This is a genomic window from Leisingera sp. MMG026, assembly GCF_021654205.1.
Lineage (GTDB): Bacteria > Pseudomonadota > Alphaproteobacteria > Rhodobacterales > Rhodobacteraceae > Leisingera.
In genome coordinates this window covers 40,362-64,314 of record NZ_JAKFZM010000013.1, presented here as the reverse complement: position 1 = coordinate 64,314, position 23,953 = coordinate 40,362, and the positions used below count along the sequence as shown (strand labels likewise).

At 61.4% G+C, this 23,953-nt stretch carries 19 protein-coding genes; 5 read left to right on the top strand and 14 right to left on the bottom strand.

The annotated features are described in order from the left end of the window. Window positions 1-74: 74 nt before the first annotated feature. From dnaN to L1069_RS09175, 9 genes are all read right to left on the bottom strand, one after another. Window positions 75-1,193 (bottom strand): DNA polymerase III subunit beta, encoded by a 1,119-nt coding sequence (dnaN, locus tag L1069_RS09215; RefSeq protein WP_129372428.1) that lies wholly within the window; start codon window positions 1,191-1,193, stop codon window positions 75-77. A 294-nt stretch (window positions 1,194-1,487) separates the two neighbouring features. Next, on the bottom strand, window positions 1,488-3,938 hold the full coding sequence (locus tag L1069_RS09210; RefSeq protein WP_237455452.1) for an FAD-dependent oxidoreductase: 2,451 nt from the start codon (window positions 3,936-3,938) through the stop codon (window positions 1,488-1,490). A gap of 83 nt (window positions 3,939-4,021) precedes the next feature. Next, on the bottom strand, window positions 4,022-5,035 hold the full coding sequence (locus tag L1069_RS09205; RefSeq protein ID WP_129372430.1) for a helix-turn-helix domain-containing protein: 1,014 nt from the start codon (window positions 5,033-5,035) through the stop codon (window positions 4,022-4,024). Window positions 5,036-5,058: 23 nt separating this feature from the next. Beyond that, window positions 5,059-5,955, bottom strand: coding sequence for a homocysteine S-methyltransferase family protein (locus L1069_RS09200; RefSeq protein WP_237455451.1), 897 nt, complete (start codon window positions 5,953-5,955; stop codon window positions 5,059-5,061). Window positions 5,956-6,078: 123 nt separating this feature from the next. Continuing rightward, window positions 6,079-8,526 (bottom strand): FAD-dependent oxidoreductase, encoded by a 2,448-nt coding sequence (locus L1069_RS09195; RefSeq protein ID WP_237455450.1) that lies wholly within the window; start codon window positions 8,524-8,526, stop codon window positions 6,079-6,081. 15 nt (window positions 8,527-8,541) lie between these two features. Then, window positions 8,542-8,913 carry a GFA family protein gene (locus tag L1069_RS09190; RefSeq protein WP_237455449.1) on the bottom strand — a complete coding sequence of 124 codons (372 nt, stop codon included), beginning with the start codon at window positions 8,911-8,913 and terminating at the stop codon, window positions 8,542-8,544. Between the two features lie 9 nt (window positions 8,914-8,922). After that, complete coding sequence (locus L1069_RS09185) at window positions 8,923-9,492, bottom strand: XRE family transcriptional regulator (RefSeq protein WP_129372434.1); 570 nt, start codon at window positions 9,490-9,492, stop codon at window positions 8,923-8,925. 201 nt (window positions 9,493-9,693) lie between these two features. Continuing rightward, the gene (locus L1069_RS09180) at window positions 9,694-10,149 is read right to left on the bottom strand and encodes a GAF domain-containing protein (protein ID WP_237455448.1); all 456 of its coding nucleotides are present in this window, start codon (window positions 10,147-10,149) and stop codon (window positions 9,694-9,696) included. Between the two features lie 95 nt (window positions 10,150-10,244). Next, on the bottom strand, window positions 10,245-11,417 hold the full coding sequence (locus tag L1069_RS09175) for an acetyl-CoA C-acyltransferase (protein ID WP_237455447.1): 1,173 nt from the start codon (window positions 11,415-11,417) through the stop codon (window positions 10,245-10,247). Between the two features lie 95 nt (window positions 11,418-11,512). On the opposite strand from L1069_RS09175, the gene L1069_RS09170 reads away from it, so the two are divergent. The 3 genes from L1069_RS09170 (at window position 11,513) to L1069_RS09160 (ending at window position 14,220) form a co-directional block, all read left to right on the top strand. Further along, window positions 11,513-11,857, top strand: a complete 345-nt coding sequence (locus L1069_RS09170) for an STAS domain-containing protein (RefSeq protein WP_129372437.1) — start codon at window positions 11,513-11,515, stop codon at window positions 11,855-11,857. A 35-nt stretch (window positions 11,858-11,892) separates the two neighbouring features. After that, a complete protein-coding gene (locus L1069_RS09165) occupies window positions 11,893-12,342 on the top strand; it encodes an ATP-binding protein (RefSeq protein WP_237455446.1) in 450 nt (149 codons plus the stop codon). Window positions 12,343-12,645: 303 nt separating this feature from the next. Further along, the gene (locus L1069_RS09160; RefSeq protein ID WP_237455445.1) at window positions 12,646-14,220 is read left to right on the top strand and encodes a gamma-glutamyltransferase family protein; all 1,575 of its coding nucleotides are present in this window, start codon (window positions 12,646-12,648) and stop codon (window positions 14,218-14,220) included. Window positions 14,221-14,256: 36 nt separating this feature from the next. Here the strand turns inward: L1069_RS09160 and hspQ are convergent, their stop codons facing one another. After that, the gene (gene hspQ, locus L1069_RS09155; RefSeq protein ID WP_035920248.1) at window positions 14,257-14,583 is read right to left on the bottom strand and encodes a heat shock protein HspQ; all 327 of its coding nucleotides are present in this window, start codon (window positions 14,581-14,583) and stop codon (window positions 14,257-14,259) included. Window positions 14,584-15,401: 818 nt separating this feature from the next. Between hspQ and L1069_RS09150 the strand changes: the two genes are divergently transcribed. After that, window positions 15,402-15,989 (top strand): lytic transglycosylase, encoded by a 588-nt coding sequence (locus tag L1069_RS09150; protein ID WP_027256819.1) that lies wholly within the window; start codon window positions 15,402-15,404, stop codon window positions 15,987-15,989. Window positions 15,990-16,190: 201 nt separating this feature from the next. On the opposite strand, the gene L1069_RS09145 is transcribed toward L1069_RS09150, so the two are convergent. The 4 genes from L1069_RS09145 to L1069_RS09130 all read right to left on the bottom strand — a co-directional run bounded on the left by L1069_RS09145 (window position 16,191) and on the right by L1069_RS09130 (window position 22,611). Next, window positions 16,191-16,775 carry an outer membrane lipoprotein carrier protein LolA gene (locus tag L1069_RS09145; protein WP_129372440.1) on the bottom strand — a complete coding sequence of 195 codons (585 nt, stop codon included), beginning with the start codon at window positions 16,773-16,775 and terminating at the stop codon, window positions 16,191-16,193. Between the two features lie 79 nt (window positions 16,776-16,854). After that, entirely contained in the window at window positions 16,855-19,875 is a 3,021-nt protein-coding gene (locus L1069_RS09140) for a DNA translocase FtsK (RefSeq protein ID WP_237455444.1), read from the bottom strand. A gap of 116 nt (window positions 19,876-19,991) precedes the next feature. Beyond that, complete coding sequence (locus L1069_RS09135) at window positions 19,992-21,170, bottom strand: aminotransferase class I/II-fold pyridoxal phosphate-dependent enzyme (protein ID WP_237455443.1); 1,179 nt, start codon at window positions 21,168-21,170, stop codon at window positions 19,992-19,994. A gap of 109 nt (window positions 21,171-21,279) precedes the next feature. Then, window positions 21,280-22,611, bottom strand: coding sequence for an amidase family protein (locus L1069_RS09130; protein ID WP_237455442.1), 1,332 nt, complete (start codon window positions 22,609-22,611; stop codon window positions 21,280-21,282). Window positions 22,612-22,722: 111 nt separating this feature from the next. Between L1069_RS09130 and L1069_RS09125 the strand changes: the two genes are divergently transcribed. Continuing rightward, complete coding sequence (locus L1069_RS09125; protein ID WP_129372444.1) at window positions 22,723-23,949, top strand: FAD-dependent monooxygenase; 1,227 nt, start codon at window positions 22,723-22,725, stop codon at window positions 23,947-23,949. The last annotated feature ends 4 nt before the right edge of the window (window positions 23,950-23,953 follow it).

The following is a 23,953-nucleotide window of genomic DNA, read 5'->3' as shown; positions in this document are numbered from 1 at the left end:
CGCGCTCCCGTTTCATCTTTCCAAAAATACTCGCGTCCCGCCGCCCGGCAGGGGAGGCAGCGCCGTCAGGCGCTTCAGACACGCATCGGCATCACGACGTAAACAGCGCTTTGATCGCTGCCTTCGCGCATCAGGGTCGGATCGCCGGAGGAGTTGAACATAAACACAGCGTTTTCGCGGTCTACCTGGTTGGCAATTTCCAGCAAGTACTTGGCATTAAATCCGATTTCCAGGCGTTCGTCGTTATAGGCCACCGCCAGCTCTTCTTCTGCGGCACCGCTGTCAGGCGCATTGACCGACAGGATCAGACGGTCCTCTTCCAGCTGCAGCTTCACCGCGCGGGAACGTTCGGACGACACGGTTGCAACCCGGTCCACGGCCTGGGCGAACTCGGAGGCATCCACTTCCAGACGGCGGGTGTTGCCGGCCGGGATCACCCGGGTGTAGTCCGGGAAGGTGCCGTCGATCACTTTGGAGGTCAGGGTGATGTTCGGGGTGGCAAAGCGCACCTTGGTTTCCGAGACCGACACCGCGATGTCCATGTCATCGTCGTCCAGCAGTTTGCGCAGCTCACCCACGGTCTTGCGCGGCACAATCACGCCCGGCATGTCCTCGGCGCCCAGCGGCAGCTCGGCGTCGATGCGGGCCAGGCGGTGGCCGTCGGTGGCCACGGCGCGCAGAACCTTGCCGCCATCGCCCGATGACACATGCAGATAGACACCGTTCAGGTAATAGCGGGTCTCCTCGGTCGAGATTGCAAATTTCGACTTGTCGAACAGGCGGCGCAGCACTGCGGCCTTGGCTGCGAAGTTCGAGTGGTATTCCGACGAAGCCATCACCGGGAAATCCTCGCGCGGCAGGGTCGCCAGCGAGAAGTTGGAGCGGCCGGCCTCAACGGTCAGGCGCCCGGTTGCGGCGTCGGCGCTCAGTGTGACCAGCGCGCCGTCAGGCAGCTTGCGGACAATCTCGTGCAGGGTGGTGGCGGCCACGGTGGTTGCCCCGGCGCGTTCCACCTGGGCGGGGGCCTTGTCGACCACCTCGATATCCAGATCGGTGGCGCGGAACTGGACACTGTCGCCTTCGGCTTCGATCAGCACATTCGCCAGAATCGGAATGGTGTTGCGGCGCTCGACCACCGACTGTGCCTGAGCCACAGCCTTGAGAAGCGTGCCGCGTTCGATGCTGATCTTCATGTCCCAAATCCTCTCCGTCTGGCCCCATGTCACTGGCCGGGACAAGCAACCTACCTGTTTACCCCTGCCGTACAAGGCTTTTGTGGATTTCTCCAAGGGATTCCCGGCGGGGTCAAGAGGCGGTGGGCAGCTGGGCCGCGAAACCGGAAGAAACGTTGCAGCAGAACCCGGAATTGTCCCCGCGGGGACAGAGCTGCAAAACTCAGGTTGTCCCCGTGGGGACACCTACGGAAAACGCCCCGGCGCTTGGACCGGGGCGTCATACGGAACAGGTTAAACCTTTGGAGAGGCGGCTTAGGCCTTCACCCGCTCCGATTTCGGATCATACATCGGCTTCAGCGACGCCTCGGCCTTCACTTTCACACCGCAAACGTCGATCTCGTAGGTGGAGGCCAGCACATCGGCAGCCTTTTCGCCTTCGCACGGCACGTAACCCATGCCGATGGCAGCACCCAGGGTATGGCCGTAGCTGCCGGAGCTGAGGTAGCCCACATATTTGCCGTCACGGATGATCGGCTCGTTGTGGAACAGCAGCGGCTCGGCATCGGTCAGTTTGAACTGAACCATACGGTTTTTCGGGCCGCTCTCCTTACGCTCCAGCACTGCTGCCTTGCCGATGAAGTCGTCCTTGTCGGTCTTCACCGCAAAGCCCAGGCCTGCGTCGATCACATTGTCCTCGCAGGTGATGTCGTGGCCGAAGTGGCGGAAGCCCTTCTCGATCCGGCAGCTGTCCATCATATGCATGCCGCAAAGCTTCAGCCCCATGTCCTGGCCTGCCTCGTACAGCGTCTCAAATGCGTGACCCGCCATGTCGGCACCGACATAGATTTCCCAGCCAAGTTCACCCACATAGGTCACGCGGTGCACACGGGCGAGCCCCATGCCCAGTTCAATCTCCTGCGCAGTGCCAAAGGGGTTCACCTCGTTGGAAAAATCGTTGGGCGAGACTTTCTGCAGCAGTTTGCGGGCGTTTGGCCCCATCACCGCCAGCACGCCTTCGCCTGCGGTCACATCAGTGATCACCACCCGGTGGTCGCCCAGATGGCGCATCATCCAGGTCTGGTCGGCCAGACGGGTCACCGCCGGGGTCACCACCAGATAGGCGGTCTCCGACAGGCGAGTGACGGTCACATCGGCCTCAATCCCGCCGCGGGCGTTCAGGAACTGGGTATAGACGATTTTGCCCGCAGGCACCGACAGGTTGGCGCCGCAGATGTAGTTCAAGAAAGTTTCGGCATCCGGACCTTCGACGCGGATCTTGCCAAAGGAGGACATGTCGTACATGCCGACGTTTTCGCGGACAGCCTTGTGCTCAGCTGCCGAATTCTCAAACCAGTTCTGGCGCTTCCAGCTGTACTGGTATTCGCGCTCCTGGCCTTCATTGGCGAACCAATTGGCACGCTCCCAGCCGCCGATTTCGCCCATCACCGCGCCATGCTGCAGCAAGTGATGGTGGAACGGGGTGCGGCGCACGCCGCGGGCGGTGGCCTTTTGACGGTAGGGATAATGGTCGGCGTACAGAAGACCCAGGGTCTCTTTCGAGCGCTCATACAGGTAGTGCTTGTTGCCCTGGAACGGGTGCATGCGGGAGATGTCCACGTCGCCAAGGTCGAACGGTTTCTGGCCGTCTTCCATCCACTGCGCCAGCGCCATACCTGCGCCGCCCGCCGACTGGATGCCGATTGAGTTGAAGCCAGCCGCGACCCAGAAATTGTCCATCTCGGGCGCCAGGCCCAGGTGATAGGCATCATCCGGGGTAAAGGATTCCGGACCGTTAAAGAAGGTGTGGATGCCGGCCTCGGCCAGCATCGGCATCCGGTTGCAGGCCGCTTCCAGGATCGGCTCGAAGTGGTCGAAATCCTCGGGCAGCTGGTCGAATTCGAACGTGTCCGGGATGCCGTTCATCGCCCAGGGTTTGGCGTTCGGTTCAAACGCGCCGAGCAGGATTTTTCCCGCGTCTTCCTTGTAGTAGGCACATTCGTCAGGCACCCGCAGCACCGGCATCTGGGTCAGACCGGTGATGCCTTCGGTCACGATGTAGAAATGCTCGCAAGCATGCAGCGGCACGTTGACGCCCGCCATGCGGCCAACCTCATGCCCCCACATGCCTGCGCAGTTCACCACCATGTCCGCCTCGATATGGCCCTGGGACTGGCCGTCGTCACTGGCCCAATCGACGCCGGTGACGCGGCGGCCGTCCTTGGAGATGCCGGTGACCTTGATCCGTTCCTTAACTAGCGCGCCGCGCTGGCGGGCGCCTTTGGCCAGGGCCAGCGCGATGTTGGCCGGATCCCCCTGCCCGTCTTTCGGCAGCCACACGCCGGCAGTAACATCGCCGACATTCAGGTGCTCATAGCGGGTTTTCACTTCCTCGGGGGAGATTTCCTCAACCTCGACACCGAATGCGCGCGCCATGGCGGCCTGGCGGAATATCTCTTCCTTGCGTTCTTCGGTCAGGGCAACGGTGATCGAGCCGCAGCGCTTGAAGCCGGTGGCGACGCCGGTTTCCTCTTCCAGCGCGCCATAAAGCTCCTGGCTGTATTTGGCCAGCTTGGTCATGTTGGCAGTGGCGCGCAGCTGGGCGATCAGACCCGCGGCGTGCCAAGTGGTGCCGGAGGTCAGCTGCTTGCGCTCCAGCAGCACCACATCTTTCCAGCCCAGTTTGGTCAGGTGATAGGCCACCGAGCAGCCGATCACGCCGCCGCCGATAATAACCACGCGGGCCTTGTTGGGAAGATCGCTCATATCATCGCTCCACAGTCAGTGTTTGCGTCTGATTACCATGAAAAGGCGGCGTAAAATGCATCAAAAACGCCAAGCTTCCCTCGCTATTCTCCGGCTTTGAGGATATTTCCGGAACCGTCCTCCCCCAGCCGGCGGCGCTTGCGCAGGGTAAAGGGGGTGATGCCGAAGAAGCTTTTGTAGAGCGAGGAGAAGCCATTCGGAAAGCCGCAAGCAAGACCGATCTCCCGCACGCTCATGGTGGTGTTCAGCAACAGATTGTTGGCCTTGGAAAGGCGCATTTCGCGGTAGAACCCGTTGGGCGTGGTGCCGAGGAAGGTCTTGAACTTGCGCTCCAGCGAGCGGGTGGAAATGCCAAGCTCATCCACGATTTCGCTGATCGGCACCGGTTCCTCGATATTGTCCTGCATGATGCGGATGCAGTGATCCAGGTCGCTGTCGCCGGTGATCGTCGGCTTGGCGCCGGCAAAGGGCTGCAGCGAGGAGAAGTCGCGCACCTGCTCGTGCAGCATAATGTTGGCAACGGTCATCTGCGCCGCGGCCGAGGTCAGCCGCCCGACCAGCGCCAGCACGATATCCACGGTGGACCCCATGCCGGCGCAGGTCACCACCAGCCCGTCTTCGCTGGCCAGCGCATGGCTGGAATCGTTCAGCCCCATACGTTCGCGCAGCAGCGCGGAGTTTTCCCAATGCGTCGTCAAGCGGCCGGCCGCGCCGCCCTGATCGCGGATGTAGCGGGCCGCAGCCTCGGCCAGCAGATAGACCTTGCCGCCGCGCGAGGTGTAGCTGGAAATCACCCGGCCCAGGCTGAGACCGGGGTGGTCCGGATCCGAGTTGCCAAGGAAGAAGGCAAAATCCGCAGCAGGCTTAACCGCAAAAGGTTCGGTATCAACACTGAGGCCCGCCTTGCAGCCGACGCGCCCGCCCTGCAGGGACCGCATGGTCCATTTGAAAGGCGGCTGCGCCAGCACCCGGTTGGCGATCCGCAGCACTTCGACCACAGCCGACATTTCCGTCAGCACAAATCCTTCGCTGACAATAATGTCGATACTCCAGACACGGGCCGGATCCGCGGTTTTGAGATTGTCCTGCGTTGCCATGCTGATCCCCCTGTCAGACGATGTCAGACGATCCGATGCCCGGCCGCGCGCAGCTGCCGGGCCAGTTCGGCGATGTGTTCCGGGCCAACCTCGCAGCAGCCGCCGGTGATGGTGGCCCCTTGCGCAACCCAACCCATGGCAAATTCCGCATAGGCCACTGGCCCCAGGTCCTGACGCTGTTCCAGCGCATCCACGGTGGGGGCGTCCTTCAGGAAGCCCTCAGATATCCGGGTGAAACCGTTGGCATAGGCCCCGTAAGGTTTGCCAAAAGCTTTGACGATCTCCAAACCCTCGCCGATGACTTCGGGCCGGGAACAGTTGAGCAGAACCGCATCGGGCTGGAATTCCTCAACCAGCGGGGCCAGCGCGGCAAGCGGCTCACCCGAGCGCAGCAAGGTGCCGTCCTCGTCTGAAACAGAGGCCGCCAGCCAGACCGGTTTGTCCGTCCCCGCACACCCCAGCAGCGCGCCTTTGGCATGTTCCAGCGAGGCGACGGTTTCGATCAGGAACAGATCCGCCGAAGGCTCCAGCAGTTTGACCAGTTCTGCATAGACTGGTTTCGCCTCATCAGGCGGCGGGCAAATGTCAGGCCGGTAAGATGCGATCAACGGACCAAGCGCTGCCGCGACACGGCCCGATCCATGGGTGTCCCGCGCGGTTGCCGCTTGCGCGGCGGCTTTGTTCAGAAGCTCTGTGAAATGATCTTCCAGACCGGCGCGCTGCAGCCGGTCGCGCAGCACCGCATAGGTGTTTGTTGTGGCAATCGTGGCGCCTGCGGCAAAGTAATCGGCATGGATGGCGCCGACCACCCCGGGCCGGTCAACCATCACCGCAGTGGACCACAAAGGGGTTGCGCGGTCGCCGGACCGTTTGACAACCTCCTGCCCGATCGAGCCATCCAGAAGCGTGATCTCAGCCATAGCAAACAGTCCTTTGTGCGGGTTGCCTTACGCCGCCAGGATACAGGAAACGATCCGGCGGCGCAGGCTGTCTTTTATTAAGTACCAGCCCGGATCATTGCGGTCCGGGCTGATGCCATTTGATCAGGCGCGCAGGCGCTCGTTGGCCGGATCCCACAGCGGTTCATCTTTTTGAACCACGGCACGGCATTTCTGCCCGTAGATCTCTACCTCCAGCTCGGTGCCCGGCACGGCCAGTTCGCTGCGCACCATGCCCAGCGCGATGGAGGCGCCCACGCGATAGCCCCAGTCTCCGCTCGTGGTCTCGCCCACGATCTCGCCATCCTTGGAGATGCAGGACATGTAAGGCGCATCCGCATCGCCGGCTTCGACGATCATGGTGACAAAGGACTTTTTCACGCCCTGCTGCTTTTCGCTTTGGATTGCGGCCTTGCCCGGGAAATCCTGCGGCTTGTCGAGTTTGACAAAGCGCTCCAGCCCGCCTTCGAGCAGCGAGTAATCGGTGCTGAGGTCACCCTTCCAGGTGCGATAGCCCTTTTCGATCCGCAAGGAGTTCAGCGCATACATGCCAAACGGTTTGGCGCCGCCTTCGATCAGCGCCGCATAGATCCCGGCCTGATGCGCGTTGGCGCAGTGTACTTCCCAGCCGAGTTCGCCGGCATAAGATACGCGCGCCAGGAAGGCAGGTTTACCCGCGACCGTGGCCTCCTGATGGGTCAGCCAGCCCAGCGACAGGTCGGCGTCAGAGATGCCCGCAAACAGTTCCCGCGACTTCGGACCGGTGACAATCATCGTCGCAAAATCGGTGGTGCGGTCGGTCAGGGTCAGGCCTGCGGGCAGCGCCTTGCGCAGGATCTCGAAGTCATGCCACTGGGCCGAGCCTGCGGTGATCATGGTGAAGTGGTCTTCACCATGACGAATACAGGACATCTCGGTCAGGATCCGGCCGCGGTCGTCCGAGACATAGACCAGGTTCATCCGGCCGACCTTGGGCAACCCGCCGGTCACCAGGCCGCGCAGGAATTCCGCGGCGCCTTCGCCATCCAGATTGAAGCGCGAGAAGCCCGGCAGATCCAGAACACCGACGCCGTCACGCACGGCTTCGCATTCTTCCTTGATCCGCTGCTGCCACGGGCCGGAGCGGCCCCAGGTGTGAGTGGCTTCTTCAGAGGTGTCATCACCCTCTTTGGCAAACCAGTTGGCGCGCTCCCAGCCGTTGTAGACACCCATCTGGCCACCCAGTTCCTTGATCTTCCCGTGCACCTGGCTGACCTTCTTACCGCGCGCGGCCGGCCATTCGTGCTGCGGGAAGTGCATGGCGTATTCATTACCGTAGACTTCCATGCCTTTCTGATCGCAGTAATCCTGGTCGGTGTAGTCGGTGTAGCGGCGCGGATCGACCGCCCACATGTCCCATTCAGTCTGGCCGTCAACGATCCATTCCGCCAGCACCTTGCCGGCGCCGCCGCCCTGGGCAATGCCAAAGGTGAAGACGCAGGCCTCAAATGCGTTGTCGACACCCGGCATCGGGCCGATCAGCGGCAGGCCGTCGGGCGCATAGGGGATCGGGCCGTTGATCACGCTGCTGACGCCGGAGGACGCCATCAGCGGCACCCGCTCCATCGCGTCGGTCACGATATCCTCGATCCGGTCCAGATCGTCCGACCACAGCTGGAACGAGAAGTCGTCCGGCATCTGATTGTCCTCGGTCAGCCACTCCCCCTTGCAGTTCGGCTCATAGGGACCAAGATTGTAGCCGTTCTTTTCCTGACGCAGGTAATAGGACACGTCCACGTCGCGGATCAGCGGCAGCTTCTTGCCGTGTTCCTTGCTCCAGGCTTCCACCTCGGGGATCTGCTCGGTCAGCAGATACTGGTGCGACATCACCATCATTGGCACGGTGCGGCCGCCGTATGGCTTGAACCACTCACCAATACGCTGTGCGTAATAGCCAGCGGCGTTCACCACATAGTCACATTCGATGTCGCCCTTTTCGGTGTGCACGATCCAGGTCTTGTCTTCCTGTTGCGTGACACCGGTTGCCGGGCAGAAACGGATGATCTTCTGGCCCATGTCACGCGCGCCCTTGGCCAACGCCTGGGTCAGCTGTGCCGGGTCGATGTCGCCATCGGAGGGATCCCACAGCACACCTTCCAGGTCGTGGGTCTCCAGGAACGGGTAGTTTTCCTTGGCCTGTTCCGGGGTCCACATCTCCATCTCGATACCCTGGTAACGGCCCATCGAACAGGCGCGCTCGAATTCCTGGATCCGCTCCTTGGTATGGCCCAGGCGGATCGAGCCGGACTGGTGATAATTCATCGGGTAATCAACTTCGTCACCCAGCCGCGCATACAGTTCGGTCGAATACCGCTGCATGTTCATGATCGCCCAGGAGGTCGAGAAGGTCGGCACATTGCCCGCCGCATGCCAGGTCGAACCGGCGGTCAGCTCGTTCTTCTCCAAAAGCACACAATCGGTCCAGCCCTTCTTGGCCAGATGATAAAGCGACGAGGCGCCGATGACACCGCCGCCGATGATGACCACGCGGGCCTTGGTTGGAAAATCAGACATGTTCGCTCCCTAGTCTCAGTCCTTCTGCGGCACGCCGTCCGCAATCTCGTAGTAGTCGCCCTTGGAGGCGGCAAAGATGTGCTTTTCGACGCTGAGACCGGTGTTCCCGTCGACAGCGCCCAAAGCGAAAATTGTGGTGTCTTCGTCATGCGCCTTCCAAAACAGGAAGGAGCCGCAGCGCGGGCAGCTGCCGCGCTTGGCCGCTGCGCTGGCTTCAAACCAGCTGACCGGACCGGTGATATTGAGGTCTTGGTCGCGCACATAGGCCGAAGACCAGATGCCGCCCGACTGCTTGCGGCACTGGCTGCAATGGCACATGGACGCGCCTTTGGGCTGTGCTGCGGTATCAAAGCGGATATCACCGCAGAGGCAGGATCCCTTGATCATCGAGACCTCCTAATACACCGGCGGTGCAATCACCCAGACGGCCACTGCGGGTACGTCATAGGGATTCGACCACTGATAAGGTTCATGCTTGATCCTGAAGCTGTCGCCCGGGCCAACGGTGAAGCTGCGGCCCCCGATCAGCAAATCCAGCTTACCCGAGATCACATAGCCAACCTCTTGCGTCGGCCGGTGGGCCGGTGTCTGCATGCTTGATTTCGGGCGGAAGGTGGAATGCACCATCTCGAAATCATCCGTCAAGTCGGGCGACAGCAGCTCTTCGATCAGCCCTTCCTCGCCCGAGCCCATCGGACGGCGCGAGCCTGCGCGAACAATATAGCCATGCTCATCCGCCGGAGCGCCGGTATGGGCAAACAGCATCGACATCGGCACACCCAGGGCCTCGGCAATCTGGCGCAGGTCGGAAATCGAAGGTTCGGACATGTCCCGCTCAACCTGGCTGAGCCAGCCAACCGAGCGGTTCAGCATCGCCGCGATATCCGACAGCGTCAGCCCGCGCGCCTTGCGCAAGGCCCGGATGTCCGCCCCCAGTGTCGCCGCTGCCAGGGTTTGATCGTTCACCGGCTCTCTCCCCGCTCGTGAAAAAATGCTCTCGTTTTTCACGATGCCTTGGGATCGTGAAATTTCCAAGCCTTTTTTCATGCACTGGCCGCGAACCAAGAAAAAACCCAGCGCCTTCAGGCACCGGGCTGCTTCTTTCTGGGTGAAAATACCCTGGGGTGAGGCCGCAAGGCCGAGGGGCTAAGCCCCTGCAAGCGCGAATCAGTTGCGGCTGAAGACCTGCCGCAGGATTACTGCCAGCTGCTCAGCATCTTCCTGAGTAAAGGCGTCCGGCTGGTCGCTGTCGATATCGAAAACCCCGATCAGCGCGCCTGCGGCATTCCAAACCGGCAATACCAGTTCCGACCGGGTGGAAGAAGCGCAGGCAATATGGCCGGGAAAGGCATCCACATCCGCCACCAGCTGCACCTCTCCGGTGCGTGCCGCCGCGCCGCAAACGCCGCGGGAGAACGGGATCTGCAAACAGCCGTGCCCGCCCTGATACGGGCCGATCTTCAGCAATTCCGGTGCAACGGCGCGGTAAAAGCCGGTCCAGTCGAACCGGTCGTCGGCGTGATGCACTTCGCAGGCGACAGTGGCCATCAGCGCAACCTCATCCGTTTCGCCAGCGGTCAGCGACGCGATGGTCTTGGCAAGGGTTCCGAAATCAGCCTGCATGCCCGCCTCTCCTTCAACGCATTGAGGGGGCTGTCTGCCCCCTCTTGACCTGACGGTCAATTCACCCCCGAGAGTATTTTTTCAAAAGGTGAATATCACACCCGCTCAATTGCAATTGCCGTGCCTTCGCCGCCGCCGATGCAGATTGCCGCCACGCCGCGCTTAAGGCCGCGTTTTTCCAGCGCGTTCAAAAGCGTGACCATGATCCGGGCACCGGACGCCCCGATCGGGTGGCCCAGCGCACAGGCGCCGCCGTTCACGTTCATCTTATCGCGGCTGATGCCCATTTCATGCATAAAGGCCATCGGAACCACAGCAAAGGCTTCGTTCACCTCCCACAGGTCAACGTCTTCAACCTGCCATCCAATGTTTTTCAGCAGCTTTTGCGCAGCGGGAACCGGCGCGGTTGTGAACAAGCCCGGGGCCTGCGCATGGCTGGTGTGGCCCAGGATCCGGGCGCGGACCTTCAATCCCTGTGCCTCGGCAGCCTCGGCTGAGGCAAGAACCAGTGCTGCCGCGCCGTCAGAAATGGAGGAGGCATTCGCCGCCGTTACAGTGCCGCCCTTGCGGAAAGCAGGTTTCAGCGTCGGGATTTTTTCCGGGCGGGCCGATTTCGGTTGTTCATCCGCATCGGTCACCACCTCGCCTTTGCGGGATTTTACGGAAACAGCCGCGATTTCCCCGTTGAATGCGCCGCTTTCCTGGGCTTCCAGCGCGTTGGCCAGCGACTTCAGTGCGTATTCATCCTGAGCTTCGCGGGTGAACTGAAATTTCTCGGCGCAATCCTCGGCAAAACTGCCCATCAGGCGGCCCTTGTCATAGGCATCTTCCAGCCCGTCCAGGAACATATGGTCAATCACCTGGCCATGGCCGATGCGGGCGCCGCCGCGCATTTTGGGCAGCACATACGGCGCGTTGGTCATGCTCTCCATGCCGCCGGCGATCATCGTATCCGCGTGGCCCAGCGCGATCTGGTTAAAGGCGATCATCGCCGCCTTCATGCCAGAGCCGCACATTTTGTTAAGAGTCGTGGCCGGCACCTCATCGCCCAGGCCCGCGGCGAATCCGGCCTGACGCGCCGGCGCCTGACCCTGGCCCGCAGGCAGAACGCAGCCCATCAGCACCTCATCGACAGTAGCAGCACCGGCGCCTTCGAGGGCCGCCCGGATGGCCGCACCGCCCAGTTCCGAAGCCGTCACCCCGTCATACATGCCCTGAAACCCGCCCATCGGCGTCCGGGCCGCTCCGGCGATAACAACATCTTTCATGCAATTTTCCTCCAATCGTCAAAATAATACCTACAGAATAGTAAGCTTTGCGGTCTAGAGTGCTGACAAATGACGTTACATCCCGGGGGATCAAAATGAGCCTGACGACCACCATGACGGACGATGCACAGATCGTTAAAGTCAATGCCGAACGCATTGATGCCGCCATGGCCATCCAGTTCAAGGAGGACATGCGCACGGAAACAGAATCCGGTGCGGACCGTGTCATCCTGGACCTTTCCGAAGTGCAGTTTATTGATTCCAGCGGGCTTGGCGCGATCGTCGCCGCGATGAAGCAGCTTGGCGGCACCCGGAAACTGGATCTCGCCGGGCTGACCCCCATGGTCGAAAAAGTGTTCCGGCTGACCCGCATGGATACGATCTTTGACCTTTATGGTTCCCTTGGCGACGCAATCGCTCCGGCTGGCGCAAACTCCTGAAGACCAATGCGCTGTCAGTGCAAAGCGAGAAATCGATGGTAAAAACTTTTGCCTGCTCGTTCACGGCTACGAACCTGAATGCCCGCTCCGGCATCTCATCGGTTGTAGACCAGCTTCGGTCCCTAGGGATCCCGGGTGCCCGTGTGGATGAGGTTCAAATCGCTCTGACCGAGGCTGTGAACAACGTAGTCGAGCACGCTTATGAAAGTGCTCATCCAGGAGACGTGCGGATCCGGGCTGAGCTTTGTCCTGAACGTTTGTGGATCAGCATCCAGGACGCCGGTGTTCCCTTTGCTAAGGGAGAATTGCCGGAGGGCAAACCTGCTGATATCAGCGTTCCGGTTGAAAGCATGCCCGAAGGCGGGTTCGGCTGGTTTCTGATCCGCGAATTGGCAAGCCAAGTCCAGTATGAGCGTTCGGAGGGAAACAACAATCTATCGCTCTGCTTCGAAATCAAAGTGACCAGCCCCTCGGCTGAAGTCTGAACAGCCCCTGGTTTGCAGAGGTACGGTTGCGGGTCTGCTGCATTTTAACGCTTTGTCATAATCGCGCCGCAATCCCGGCCCACCTCAGCCCGATAGATATGCGACTTGTAAACTGTAGCTGAAATGAGCTTCCCCCGGTACCGCGTGTTCTAGCCCCCACCAGTGCGCGGCACCGGGGATACTTCCATTGGCCCGCATTCCTGACCCAGGGTGACGTTCCGTTCCTTCAGAGCCGCTGAAGATTTGAGTTGCCTTCCTGCCGTGTGCGCCTAGCCTTTGCAAGGTGACGGCAGGAGCAGGGAAATGCGCGACTTTCATCTTCCGGGGCGATCAGCCGTCTTGGCCCAAAACGGCCTGTGTGCAACCTCGCATCCTCTAGCTGCCAGCGTCGCCGTCGACATCTTGAAACGCGGCGGCAATGCAATGGACGCGGCTTTGGCCGGGGCGGTCTTACTGGGGATTTGCGAGCCGCAAATGACAGGCATCGGCGGGGATTGCTTTGTTCTGCATTCCCGCCCGGGACAGGGCATCCAGGCGCTGAACGGATCGGGCTGCGCCCCTGCCGGGGCCAGCGCTGCTGCGCTTCGGGCACAAGGGCTGGAATCCGTTCCGCTGGGCAGCCCCGATGCGGTGACTATCCCTTGCGCGATTGACGCGTTCTGCCGCCTTGCCGAAAGCGAAGGACGGCTTGGGATTGATGCGCTGCTGCAACCGGCAATCCACTATGCCGAAGAGGGCGTTCCTGTGGCGCCGCGCACGGCGTTCGACTGGATCAACGGCGCAGCGGCATTGCAAGGCGCGGCGCGGCACCATTACCTGAAAGACGGCCAGCCGTTCATCAGCGGCGATGTGTTCCGCGCACCCGGGCAGGCCGAAGTGCTGCGCCGCATCGCGAAAAACGGGCGGGATGCCTTTTATTCCGGGGAAGTGGCCGAAGATATGACCGCAGCGCTGACAGCGCTTGGAGGCGTCCACACTCTGGCGGATTTCGCCGCTGCCAGCAGCTTTGCAACACAGCCGGTTGACGGCCAGTACAATGGCCTGGGCCTGACCGAGCATCCGCCCAATGGTCAGGGTGCGACTGCGATTTTACTGCTGAACATACTCAAGCATTTTGAAATTTCTAACATGGATCCGTTTGGCGCAGAACGTGCGCATATCGAGGCGGAGGCCGCCAAGCTTGCCTATGATGCGCGCAACCGCTTCCTGGCCGATCCGGATCACACCTCCCGGCTGGCGCATATGCTGGCACCCGAAACGGCTGCCCGGCTTGCCGCGCTGATCGACCCCAAGCACGCCCTGCCGGCAGTGCAGCCGCTAACCGAGGCGGTGCACAAAGACACGGTCTATATAACTGTGGTGGACAAGGACCGCATGGCGGTCTCGCTGATCTATTCTATCTTCCACGGTTTCGGCTCGGGCATTGCGTCTGAACAATTCGGTATCCTGCTGCAGAACCGCGGCGCCGGCTTTACCCTGGAAGCGGGTCATCCGAATGAATTCGGACCGGGAAAACAACCGATGCATACGATCATCCCCGCCATGCTGCAGCAAGACGGAGAGGTGATCATGCCCTTTGGCGTGATGGGCGGCGGTTATCAGCCGACCGGCCACGCCCGGCTGGTTTCCAACCTCGTTGATTTTGGCATGGACCTGCAATCCGCTGTCGATGCCCCCCGCTGCTTTGCCGATAACGGTGTGCTGAAAATCGAGCGCGGCTATACGGCTGAGGTTCGCCGGAAGCTTGCGGATATGGGGCATCGCGTGGTGGTGCCGGACACGCCGCTGGGCGGCGCGCAGTCGATCCGGATCCATGCCTCTGGCGTGCTGGAAGGCGCCAGTGATCCGCGCAAAGACGGCTGCGCACTGGGATATTGATGAAGGGGAGTTCCGGCTGGGCGGAAACAGCGGAACTCAGTTCAGCTGATAGTGCAACGCATAGGCGCCGCCATCGAAATTACCAAACATTTCAGGGACATCCGGGTGGCCTATAGGCTCCCCTGAATAGTCCGCCACCAGGTTTTGCTCAGAGACGTAGGCGACATAATAGCTTTGGTCGTTTTCCGCCAGCAGGTGGTAGAACGGCTGGTCCTTTACCGGGCGGCTGTCTTCAGGGATCGCCTCATACCATTCGTCAGTATTGGAGAACTCGGGATCAACATCAAAGACCACCCCGCGGAAGGGATGCTTCCGGTGGCGGACGACCTGCCCGAGGTTGTATTTTGCGCGTGTTCTCATCATGGTCATGTTCGCCCCCGTACATTGTAAATAGCGCGCGCGCCAAGCAATTGTCCAACTCTTGACGTAAATTTTCAGGGAAACAGACTGTGAACCTCGCTTTGACAGTACTCGAAATCACCGCCCCGGTGTTCCTGCCGGCCATGGCCGGTACACTTGGGTGAAACTCAGGCTCGAGTACTGCACGCAGTTTGTCACCCGGATGGCGATGACCCTGGCGGTGCCTGCCTGATCTTCACCGCACTGATGAAAGCGGAGCTGGACAAAGGGGGCGCCCGGGGCCTTTTTGCTGGCCGCCTTGGCAGGACATCCGGTGCTGGCCGGCAGAGGCGGAATGGCCTGCCGCACAGCGCATCTGGACCGTTGCACCTATCTGGTGCCTTTCATCCTCGGCAATACCGGCGATCTGGGGCCCCGCTGTCGATGTTTACCTTCGGCGAGGCCGGATTGGACTATGCCGTTGGCATGCTTGCAGTTTCAGCCATCCTGTCCTCCACCTAAGGGAACTATCTGGTGGCGGGCCGCAATGCCGGCAGCAAAGCTATCCGGGAACCGATAGTTTGGGCAACGCTTCCTGGCGGGCTGTTCCTGTGGCAGGAATTGGATACACCGCGCTTTCTGACCAATGCGCCGGAATTGACCGGGCAGAAAATTTGAAGCCGATTCCAGCGCTTTGGCCGGGCTTGTGGCGGTCTCAACCCTGATATCAACTGCATTGCTGCCACTGCTGCCGACCCAGATTCTGTAATTGTGATTTCCTCACCTGCTGCAATCCGCTAAACTTGCCGCAAAATAACCCAAATCAAAAATGGGCAGAGGCAATGAGCAGAATAATCAGCGCCCTCGTTCTCCTCATGGCGGTTGCGTCTTGCGGAGGCGGGCACAAAGCGCCGCCGCGCAATCTGGATAATGCGTGCAGCATCATTCAGCAGCGGCCCGAATACCTGAAAGCCTTCCGCGCGTCCCAACGCCGCTGGGGTGTCCCGGTACATGTGCAGATGGCAACGATCTATCACGAAAGCCGGTTCCGCGGCGATGCCCGCACGCCGCACCAGTACCTGCTGGGAGTGATCCCGGTCGGCCGGCAATCCAGCGCTTACGGCTACAGCCAGGCGCTGGACGGAACCTGGGATGATTACCGGCGCGATACCGGCCGGCGTCGGGCCAAGCGCGACCGGATCAGCGATGCGGCCGATTTCATGGGGTGGTACATGCGCAAGAGCCGCGAAAAGAACGGCATCCAACTGTATGACGCGCGCAATCAATACCTCGCCTACCACGAGGGACATTATGGCTACTCACGCGGCAGCTACCGGTCCAAACCTTGGCTGCAGCGTGTTGCAGGGCAAGTCGAATCCCGCGCCCAGACTTATCAGGCTCAGCTCGCAACCTGCCGTAAGTTCCGCTGAGGTACCGAAGGGGCGTTCTTTGTGAAGCCCCCTCAGCTGTTGGGCCTAACACTGCACCAAAGCGCATGTCAGGCCTGGACTAATGTTCCCTAACTGCTGAATTCAGGCGGAGCCGCACCGGGCGCCAGCCCGGTGCCGGGCCCAAGGCCGTCAGGCTGTTCCGGCAAGGCCGGTGCAGCCGCGGGCGCGGGAGCCGCTGCTTCAGCGGGATCTGCCGCTGGTGGTGAACAGGCTGGAGGACAATTTTTGGCCGGTTTCCATTGCACCCAGAATCACGGTTGTCTGGCCGCCCGCACCGTCGTGAATGACCCATTTGCGCAGCTCTACCGGCGCGCCGGTGAACATCATTTCGATACTGCCATAGTCCGGGTGTTCCGGGTCCTGTGCCCGCACAATAGTAGAGGTACCGTCAAAACTGTGCCCCACCACCATATTTGCACGCCCTAAATTCACGTTGCGGTCCAGGATGATCGACAGCGGTGTCCGTTTGAGCGGGTAGGTCTCGGGCGGCTGGTTGGATTTGGGATCGTGGATCACCACCGCCCCGCCGCCGGCAACCACGGTACCGCCGCCCTTGCCGTCATATTCAAACCGCATCCGGCCCGGGCGGTGCATGTAAAGCTTGCCCGTCGACAGGCTGCCGTCGTCATTGATCTGGGTGAAGGGGGAGGCGGCGGTGGAAATCCCGTTCAAATAACGGGAAATCTCATTGAGGCTAAGCTGCTCAGCCGCCCAGGCGGCCGGTGCAGCAAGGGTCAGCGCAAAGGCGAGTGCAATCCGTTTCATGGCCTCAACATAGGCACGCTGCTGCAAAAGTGAAGATGCCGGAACCCTACGGATCCGGCATCGGCAAATTTTCGTCAGCTCATTGTTCGGGAACCAGAATTTCCCGCTTGCCCACGTGGTTGGCAGCCGACACGACGCCCTCGTCCTCCATCTGTTCAACCAGCCGCGCGGCTTTGTTATAGCCGATCGCCAATTTTCGCTGGATGTAGGAGGTGGAGCATTTGCGGTCCTTGACCACGATGGCAACTGCGGTGTCGTACAAAGCGTCCTCGGTATCGGTATTGCCGCCGGTGTTCAGTCCAAGAACCGCATCGATGTTATCAGCCTTGTCGTCAGCCGGACCATCCAGAACGCTGCCGACATAGTCCGGCGGGCCGAATTGCTTGAGGTGGTTGACCACTTCCTCGACCTCTTCGTCCGAACAGAACGGCCCATGGCAGCGGGTGATCTTGGCGCCGCCGGCCATGTAGAGCATATCCCCCATACCCAAGAGCTGTTCAGCGCCCATTTCACCCAGAATGGTGCGGCTGTCGATCTTAGAGGTGACCTGGAAGGAAATCCGGGTCGGGAAGTTGGCCTTGATGGTGCCGGTGATGACGTCAACCGAGGGGCGCTGTGTCGCCATGATAAGATGGATGCCCGAAGCCCGCGCCATCTGCGCAAGACGCTGGATGCAGGCTTCGATCTCTTTGCCCGCGACCATCATCAGGTCTGCCATCTCGTCAACAATCACAACGATATAGGGCAGAACAACGGGTTGAAACTCTTCGGTCTCGAACACCGGCTCGCCGGTGTCGTCGTCGAAACCCGTCTGCACGGTTCGCGAGAACATCTCGCCCTTGGCCAGCGCTTCCTTAACGCGGCCATTGTAGCCGGCGATGTTGCGCACACCCATCTTGGACATCTTGCGGTAGCGGTCTTCCATCTCACCCACCACCCACTTCAGCGCCACAACGGCCTTCTTCGGGTCGGTCACAACGGGTGAGAGCAGATGCGGGATACCGTCATAAACGGAAAGCTCCAGCATCTTGGGATCGATCATGATCAGGCGGCATTCATCTGGCGTCAGCTTATACAGCAGCGACAGGATCATGGTGTTGATCGCCACCGACTTACCGGAACCCGTGGTGCCGGCAATCAGCAGGTGGGGCATTTTGGCGAGGTTCGCGACCATGGAATCGCCACCGATGTCTTTGCCCAATGCCAGCGGCAGCGCGTGGTTGCCGTCGCCGAAATCCCGCGACGACAGGATCTCGCGCAGGACCACCTTTTCGCGTTTCTCATTCGGCAGTTCGATACCGATCACCGTCCGGCCCGGCACGGTTGAGACCCGTGCCGAAAGCGCCGACATCGAGCGGGCGATGTCATCGGAAAGGCCAATCACCCGGGATGCCTTGAGGCCCGGTGCCGGTTCCAGCTCATACATGGTGACAACGGGACCGGGACGGACCGAGGTGATCTCTCCCTTGACGCCATAGTCATCCAGAACGGCCTCCAGCATCCGCGCATTTTCTTCCAGCGCTTCGTCGCTCAGGTGGTGACGCTCGACGCCGGTCGGGTTGGTCAGCAGGCTCAGCGGCGGCAACTCAAAATCGCTGCCGCTGGGATCGAACGCCAGATTGGGCTGCGCTTCGGCCTTGGCACGCGCCGAGGGCTGTACGGTTTTGCGTGCCGGCTGTTCGACCACTGCCTTGCGCGGCTCGGCCACGGGCAGATCAACGGTCAGACGCGGCCCCGGCGCCGGGCGCGGTTCAGGCGCGGAGGGAACTGGCGCAGGCGGTTCCGCAGCATCCGGCAGATCCTCGGACGGCACGTAGTCCGGAGCGATCATACTGTGATCCGAAGCGGCCATTGCAATCTCATCTTCGTCCCGCAGGCCAGCATCCGATGCATCCGAACCAAAGGCGTCATCTGCGGAAGCCTGCCAGGAAAGCGATGGATCCTCCGGCAGCGGCGGCATCGTTGCAAGCGCAGCGGTCAGCGGCGGCTCAGGCGGCAGCCCGTCCTGGTCCATGGCAGGGTTATAGATCAGCGGCGCGGGGCGCTGGCCGCGGCCTTTGGTCAGCGGCAGGGCCGGATCCTGCTCCGGCGGCACATCTGCTGCCCGGCGAATACGCACGGCATTGGCGATTTTCTGGGAGATCCGGTCTTCGCCGCCCTCGCCATCAGCCGGAAATTCAACCTCGTCCTCATCCTGCATGTCAGCCGCATAGGCGCTGTCCGCCGCCGGCGCAGGTGCAACACGGCGGATCAGGCCGGGCACACGTGACAGCAGGCCGCCTTTGGCAGGCGCTTCCGGTTCTTCCTCCTGACTGTCTGCAATGTATGCGTCTTCCGCATAATCCTCGAACATCTCCGGCTCAGCGTCGGCAGCGTCATAGGCAGTTTCTTCCGCTTGTTCCGCCCGTGCTTTACGATAGGTCATTGCGGCCTGCAACCCGCTGGACGCCCCGCGCCCCAGTAATGCGGCCACAGCGCCATAGCCCAGGATCAGGCCAATCATCACTTTGTGCAGGCCCTTCTTCACCTCGGGCCAGGTGAACCCAAGCACCGCACAGCCAAGCGCCAGCATTCCCGCGGCACTCAGCAGCGACATGATTTTCACCATGAAATGCAGGCCCACGGGCAGCAGCGCCAGCAATGCGCCCAGGAAGGTGTAACCAACCATACCGCCAAGGCCGAAGTCATAGTTCTGCTGCCAGGTGGAGCTGGCGTTCAGGGTTTCCATGTGCAGCGCCACCACCAGCAGCCACGGCACCGACAAAAGCAGCGGCCAGACCACCCGGTCCTCGCCCCGGTGCAGCACAAACCGCAGCCCCCAGGCTGACAGGAACAAAGGCACGGCCCAGCTGGCCTTGCCGAACAAGGTAATCAGGATGAAAGAGACAGAAGCGCCGGGACGGCCCAGCCAGTTCTGCACTGGCGCGTCCGTAGACACGGTCCAGTTCGGGTCGTCCGGCGTATACGACCCCAGCATGGCGGCAACCATCAGCCCCACGAGGATCAATGCAATCCCGATTAATTCCTTGCCGCGCTTTTCAATAGCCGCCTGCATATTGCTGTCGAGCAGCGGATCGCGGCTGCGGGTTTGAAATGCCATGCCTACCTCAGTTCCGTTTCTTTTGCCCGTGCCCGCTGTTACCCGCAAGGTCACGAACCTGTCCGTTTATTAGTCTTGGCTGCGCGGCCCCAAACCAGGGGCCGCGCAGCAGAATTTCAGTACAGGCAGCCGCGCAGCGTGGTTAGCGCCGCGCGGGTGTCCTCGGCGGGGGCGACCAGCGCCACCCGGATATATGTCTCGCCCGGGTTTTGTCCCGGCGCGCCTTGCGCCAGGTAAGCGCCGGGCAGCACCCGCACGCCGGTCTCCTGCCACAGCTTCAGTGCGGCCTGCTCGCCATTTTCCACCGGAAGCCAAAGGAAGAAGCCCGCTTCGGGCGCCATGTATCCGTTGAGGCCGGCAAAGACCTCATCGGCTATTGTGTATTTCTCCTGATAAAGCGCGCGGTTCTCCTCCACATGCGCCTCATCCGCCCAGACCCTGGCCGCGGCCGCCTGCAACGGGGCCGGCAGCGGGGCGCCGGAATAGGCGCGCAGCTGTTTGACCCGTTTGATGGTCTCGGGACCGCCAGCAATCAGACCAGAGCGCAGCCCCGGAAGGTTTGAACGTTTCGACAGGGAATTGAACAAGACCACACGCTCAGGATCAGCGCCCAGCTCCTGGGCGACGGTCAATGCGCCAACGGGGGCCTCATCGCGGTAAATCTCGGAATAGCATTCATCTGCGAAGATGCGGAAATCGTATTTCTCTGCCAGCTGGATCAGCCGGGTCCAGTAACTGCGCGACGCGACAGCGCCCTGGGGATTGGCGGGCGAGCATATATAGGCCGCAGCGGTACGGTTCAGCACATCTTCGGGCAGGTTCCCGTAGTCCGGCAGATGGCCGGTGGCCGTTGTTGCGGGAACGAAAACCGGCTCTGCCGCAACCGAAATCGTGGCCACCATATAGACCTGATAGAAGGGGTTCGGGATCAGCACCACCGGCTTTTGCCCGTTCTTCTGCTCAGGGCACAGCGCCATGGCGGCATTGTACAGCCCTTCGCGGGTGCCGTTCAGTGCCATGACTTGCGTTTCAGGGTCGGCGGTTACGCCGTAACGGCGGGCAATCCAACCCGCGATGGCACCGCGCAATTCGGGCGTGCCATCATTGTTAGGATACTGGTTAAACCCGGCGGCGTTTTCAGTGATGACATCGGTGACCCAGGCCGGAAACGCATGTTTCGGCTCGCCAATGGTCATATGCACCACATCCCCGCCAGGGGTGTGATGGTCCAACAGCGCCCGCAGGCGCGGAAACGCATAGGCTGGCAGGTTTGAAAACCGCTCAGGAAAATCCATATCTAATGCCTCGGTCACGGGATCATTGGCGCCCCGTTTGCGCCTCAGGTTACAGGTGGCGGACGGGTGCGTCCACCCGGTGAGTGGCCCGCTGGGCCGAATGTGGCTTTCAGGCCAAGGCCATTTCAATCGCGGCACCGGTGCGCAGCAAGGCTTCCTCGCAATCCGGCTGGCCGAGCACCTGAAGGCCGCAGCTGGGTGTGCCGGTGGGCAGCGAAAGCGCGCACAGCCCCATCAGGTTTCCGATCCGCGTATTGCGCAGTGCCAGCAGGTTGGACTGCACATAATAGTCATGATCGCTTTGCAGCCGTTGCAGGTTCGGCGGCAAAATTGGCGAAACGGGGCTGAGCACCGCATCAAACCCGGCTGCCGCTTGATCCCAGGCCATACGGCATTGCTCCAGCTTAGCCCAGGCCGCGACATAATCCGGTCCGCTGAACTGCGCACCGGTGCGGAAGCGTTCAAGGATTTCCGAATACATCAGATACGGCGTTGCCTCGATCACGTCTTTCCACAGGCCGTAGGCTTCGGTTGTGTAGAGAATCGGGCTCAGCGCCATGGCCTCTTCCAGCTCTGGAACTTCCAGCGGCACGATTCTTGCGCCGGCGTCTTTCAGGCGCTGCAGCGTATCACGATGGGCGGCAAAAACCTTTGGGTCCAATTCGTTTTGCGCCACATTCTGCAAATCGGCAAACCGGCACCCTTTCAGCGATCCGGGATTGCGCAGATCCGGTCCCGCCGTTCCCTCCAGCAGCCCTAACAGCAGCCCGGCATCCTCCACCGAGCGGGCCAGCGGACCGATAGTATCGAATTTCAGGCACAGCGGCACAACGCCTTCCAGAGTAACCCGGCCTGAGGTGGTTTTGAGCCCTACCAGATCATTCCAGGCAGACGGAATACGGACCGAACCGCCCGTATCAGAGCCGATTCCTGCTGCGGCCAGACCAAAGGCAACCGACGCAGCCGCCCCGGAGGACGATCCGCCTGGCGCGGCCGACTGATCATTGACGCAAGGCGGTGTTTCCTTGATCGGGTTGAAGCCAAGGCCAGAGAACGCCAGTTCGCTCATATGGGTTTTGCCCAGGCAGACCGCCCCCAAAAGTGTTGCGTTGCGCAGGACCGCTGCATCCTGTTCCGGCACCCGGCCCTTCAGCAGATCCGAACCGGATTCGGTTGCGGTGCCTGCGCTGTCAAACAGATCCTTCCAACTGACCGGCACCCCGTCCAGCAGCGACCGGCGCAGGCCCAGATCCGCACGTTCTTGCGCAGCCTCCGCTTCGGCCAGGGCGCGATCATGGGTCACTTGGGTATAGATCCGGTCCTTCAGCGGATGGGCATCTATGGCGTTCAGATAACAGCGGGTCAGCGCCGCCGGACCGATTTCACCCGCCTCAATCCCCCGTCCCAAAGCGGCGGCGGTCATTGTCAGCCAATCTTGCATCAGCCCGTCTCCCCAAATGCAGTTGATGCAAACGGTAGCGGCAGTAAGACACAGGCACAATCCCACGCTTCCCGGATGGACAATCCCGCCAGCAGGCGCATATTGCGGGGCATGAAAAATGCCTCTGATATCCTGATCGTGGGCGGCGGGCTGAACGGCCCCGCGCTGGCCCTGGCCCTCGCGCAGACCGGCCACAGCATCACTGTGGTCGACGCGCTGACCCCGGACAAGCTTGCTGATGAAGGCTTTGACGGGCGCGGTTACGCGCTGGCGCTGGCCTCGCAGCGGCTGCTGCAGCAGACCGGCGTCTGGCAGCATGTCGGAGACAACGCGCAAGCAATGCTGGAGATCAAGGTGACAGACGGTCATGCGGGCCATGGTCCGTCACCGTTTTTTATCCATTTCGACCATGCCGAGCTGGAAGAAGGCCCGATGGGCTATATGGTTGAGGACCGTTTCCTGCGCCGGGCCTTTCTACAGGCGATGGAGGACGCGCCGGGCATCACCCTGGTGTCCGGGCGCACCGTGGTTGCACAAGCACCGGACCAAAGCGGTGTCACTGTCACCCTAGACGATGGCGGCGAGCTGCGCGGTCAGGTTCTGGTCGGCTCGGACGGGCGCCGCAGCGGCACTGCGCAACGGGCGGGCATCAAGCGCACCGGCTGGGACTATGGCCAGACCGCCCTGGTCTGCGCCATTGACCACGAAAAACCACACCACGGCATCGCGCATCAGTTTTTCATGCCGCCCGGGCCGCTGGCGATCCTGCCGCTGCCGGGCAACCGCTCCTCCATCGTGTGGAGCGAACGGACGGAGACCGCCAAGGCCATCCACGCGTTGAGTGACGCCGAGTACATTCAGGCGCTGCGGCCGCGCTTTGGGGATTTCCTCGGCGAGATTTCCCTGGCAGGCAAACGCTTCACTTACCCGCTGAACCTGACCATCGCCAACAGCTTTATCGGCGACCGCATGGCGCTGGTGGGGGATGCGGCGCATGGGATGCACCCGATCGCCGGTCAAGGGCTGAATGCAGGCCTGCGCGATGTCGGCGCTCTGGCGGAAGTCATCACCGAAGCCTCACGGCGGGGCGAAGATATCGGTTCATCCCTGGTGATGGAGCGCTACCAGCAATGGCGCCGCTTCGACACTGCTTCGCTGGCTGCAGCCACGGATATTTTCAACCGGCTTTTTTCCAACGATAACCCGCTGCTGCGGTTGGGACGTGACATCGGAATGGGATTGGCAGGAGCGGTCCCCGGCCTGCGCCGCAATTTCGTGCGTGAGGCAGCAGGCCTGACCGGAGACTTACCCAAGCTCTTAACAGGGCAAGCTATCTAAGGCT

Coding starts and splice junctions, on each gene's coding strand:
- dnaN (WP_129372428.1), bottom strand. CDS start 1,193: ATGAAGATCAGCATCGAACGCGGCACGCTTCTCAAGGCTGTGGCTCAG.
- L1069_RS09210 (WP_237455452.1), bottom strand. CDS start 3,938: ATGAGCGATCTTCCCAACAAGGCCCGCGTGGTTATTATCGGCGGCGGC.
- L1069_RS09205 (WP_129372430.1), bottom strand. CDS start 5,035: ATGGCAACGCAGGACAATCTCAAAACCGCGGATCCGGCCCGTGTCTGG.
- L1069_RS09200 (WP_237455451.1), bottom strand. CDS start 5,955: ATGGCTGAGATCACGCTTCTGGATGGCTCGATCGGGCAGGAGGTTGTC.
- L1069_RS09195 (WP_237455450.1), bottom strand. CDS start 8,526: ATGTCTGATTTTCCAACCAAGGCCCGCGTGGTCATCATCGGCGGCGGT.
- L1069_RS09190 (WP_237455449.1), bottom strand. CDS start 8,913: ATGATCAAGGGATCCTGCCTCTGCGGTGATATCCGCTTTGATACCGCA.
- L1069_RS09180 (WP_237455448.1), bottom strand. CDS start 10,149: ATGCAGGCTGATTTCGGAACCCTTGCCAAGACCATCGCGTCGCTGACC.
- L1069_RS09175 (WP_237455447.1), bottom strand. CDS start 11,417: ATGAAAGATGTTGTTATCGCCGGAGCGGCCCGGACGCCGATGGGCGGG.
- L1069_RS09170 (WP_129372437.1), top strand. CDS start 11,513: ATGAGCCTGACGACCACCATGACGGACGATGCACAGATCGTTAAAGTC.
- L1069_RS09165 (WP_237455446.1), top strand. CDS start 11,893: ATGGTAAAAACTTTTGCCTGCTCGTTCACGGCTACGAACCTGAATGCC.
- L1069_RS09160 (WP_237455445.1), top strand. CDS start 12,646: ATGCGCGACTTTCATCTTCCGGGGCGATCAGCCGTCTTGGCCCAAAAC.
- hspQ (WP_035920248.1), bottom strand. CDS start 14,583: ATGATGAGAACACGCGCAAAATACAACCTCGGGCAGGTCGTCCGCCAC.
- L1069_RS09150 (WP_027256819.1), top strand. CDS start 15,402: ATGAGCAGAATAATCAGCGCCCTCGTTCTCCTCATGGCGGTTGCGTCT.
- L1069_RS09145 (WP_129372440.1), bottom strand. CDS start 16,775: ATGAAACGGATTGCACTCGCCTTTGCGCTGACCCTTGCTGCACCGGCC.
- L1069_RS09140 (WP_237455444.1), bottom strand. CDS start 19,875: ATGGCATTTCAAACCCGCAGCCGCGATCCGCTGCTCGACAGCAATATG.
- L1069_RS09135 (WP_237455443.1), bottom strand. CDS start 21,170: ATGGATTTTCCTGAGCGGTTTTCAAACCTGCCAGCCTATGCGTTTCCG.
- L1069_RS09130 (WP_237455442.1), bottom strand. CDS start 22,611: ATGCAAGATTGGCTGACAATGACCGCCGCCGCTTTGGGACGGGGGATT.
- L1069_RS09125 (WP_129372444.1), top strand. CDS start 22,723: ATGAAAAATGCCTCTGATATCCTGATCGTGGGCGGCGGGCTGAACGGC.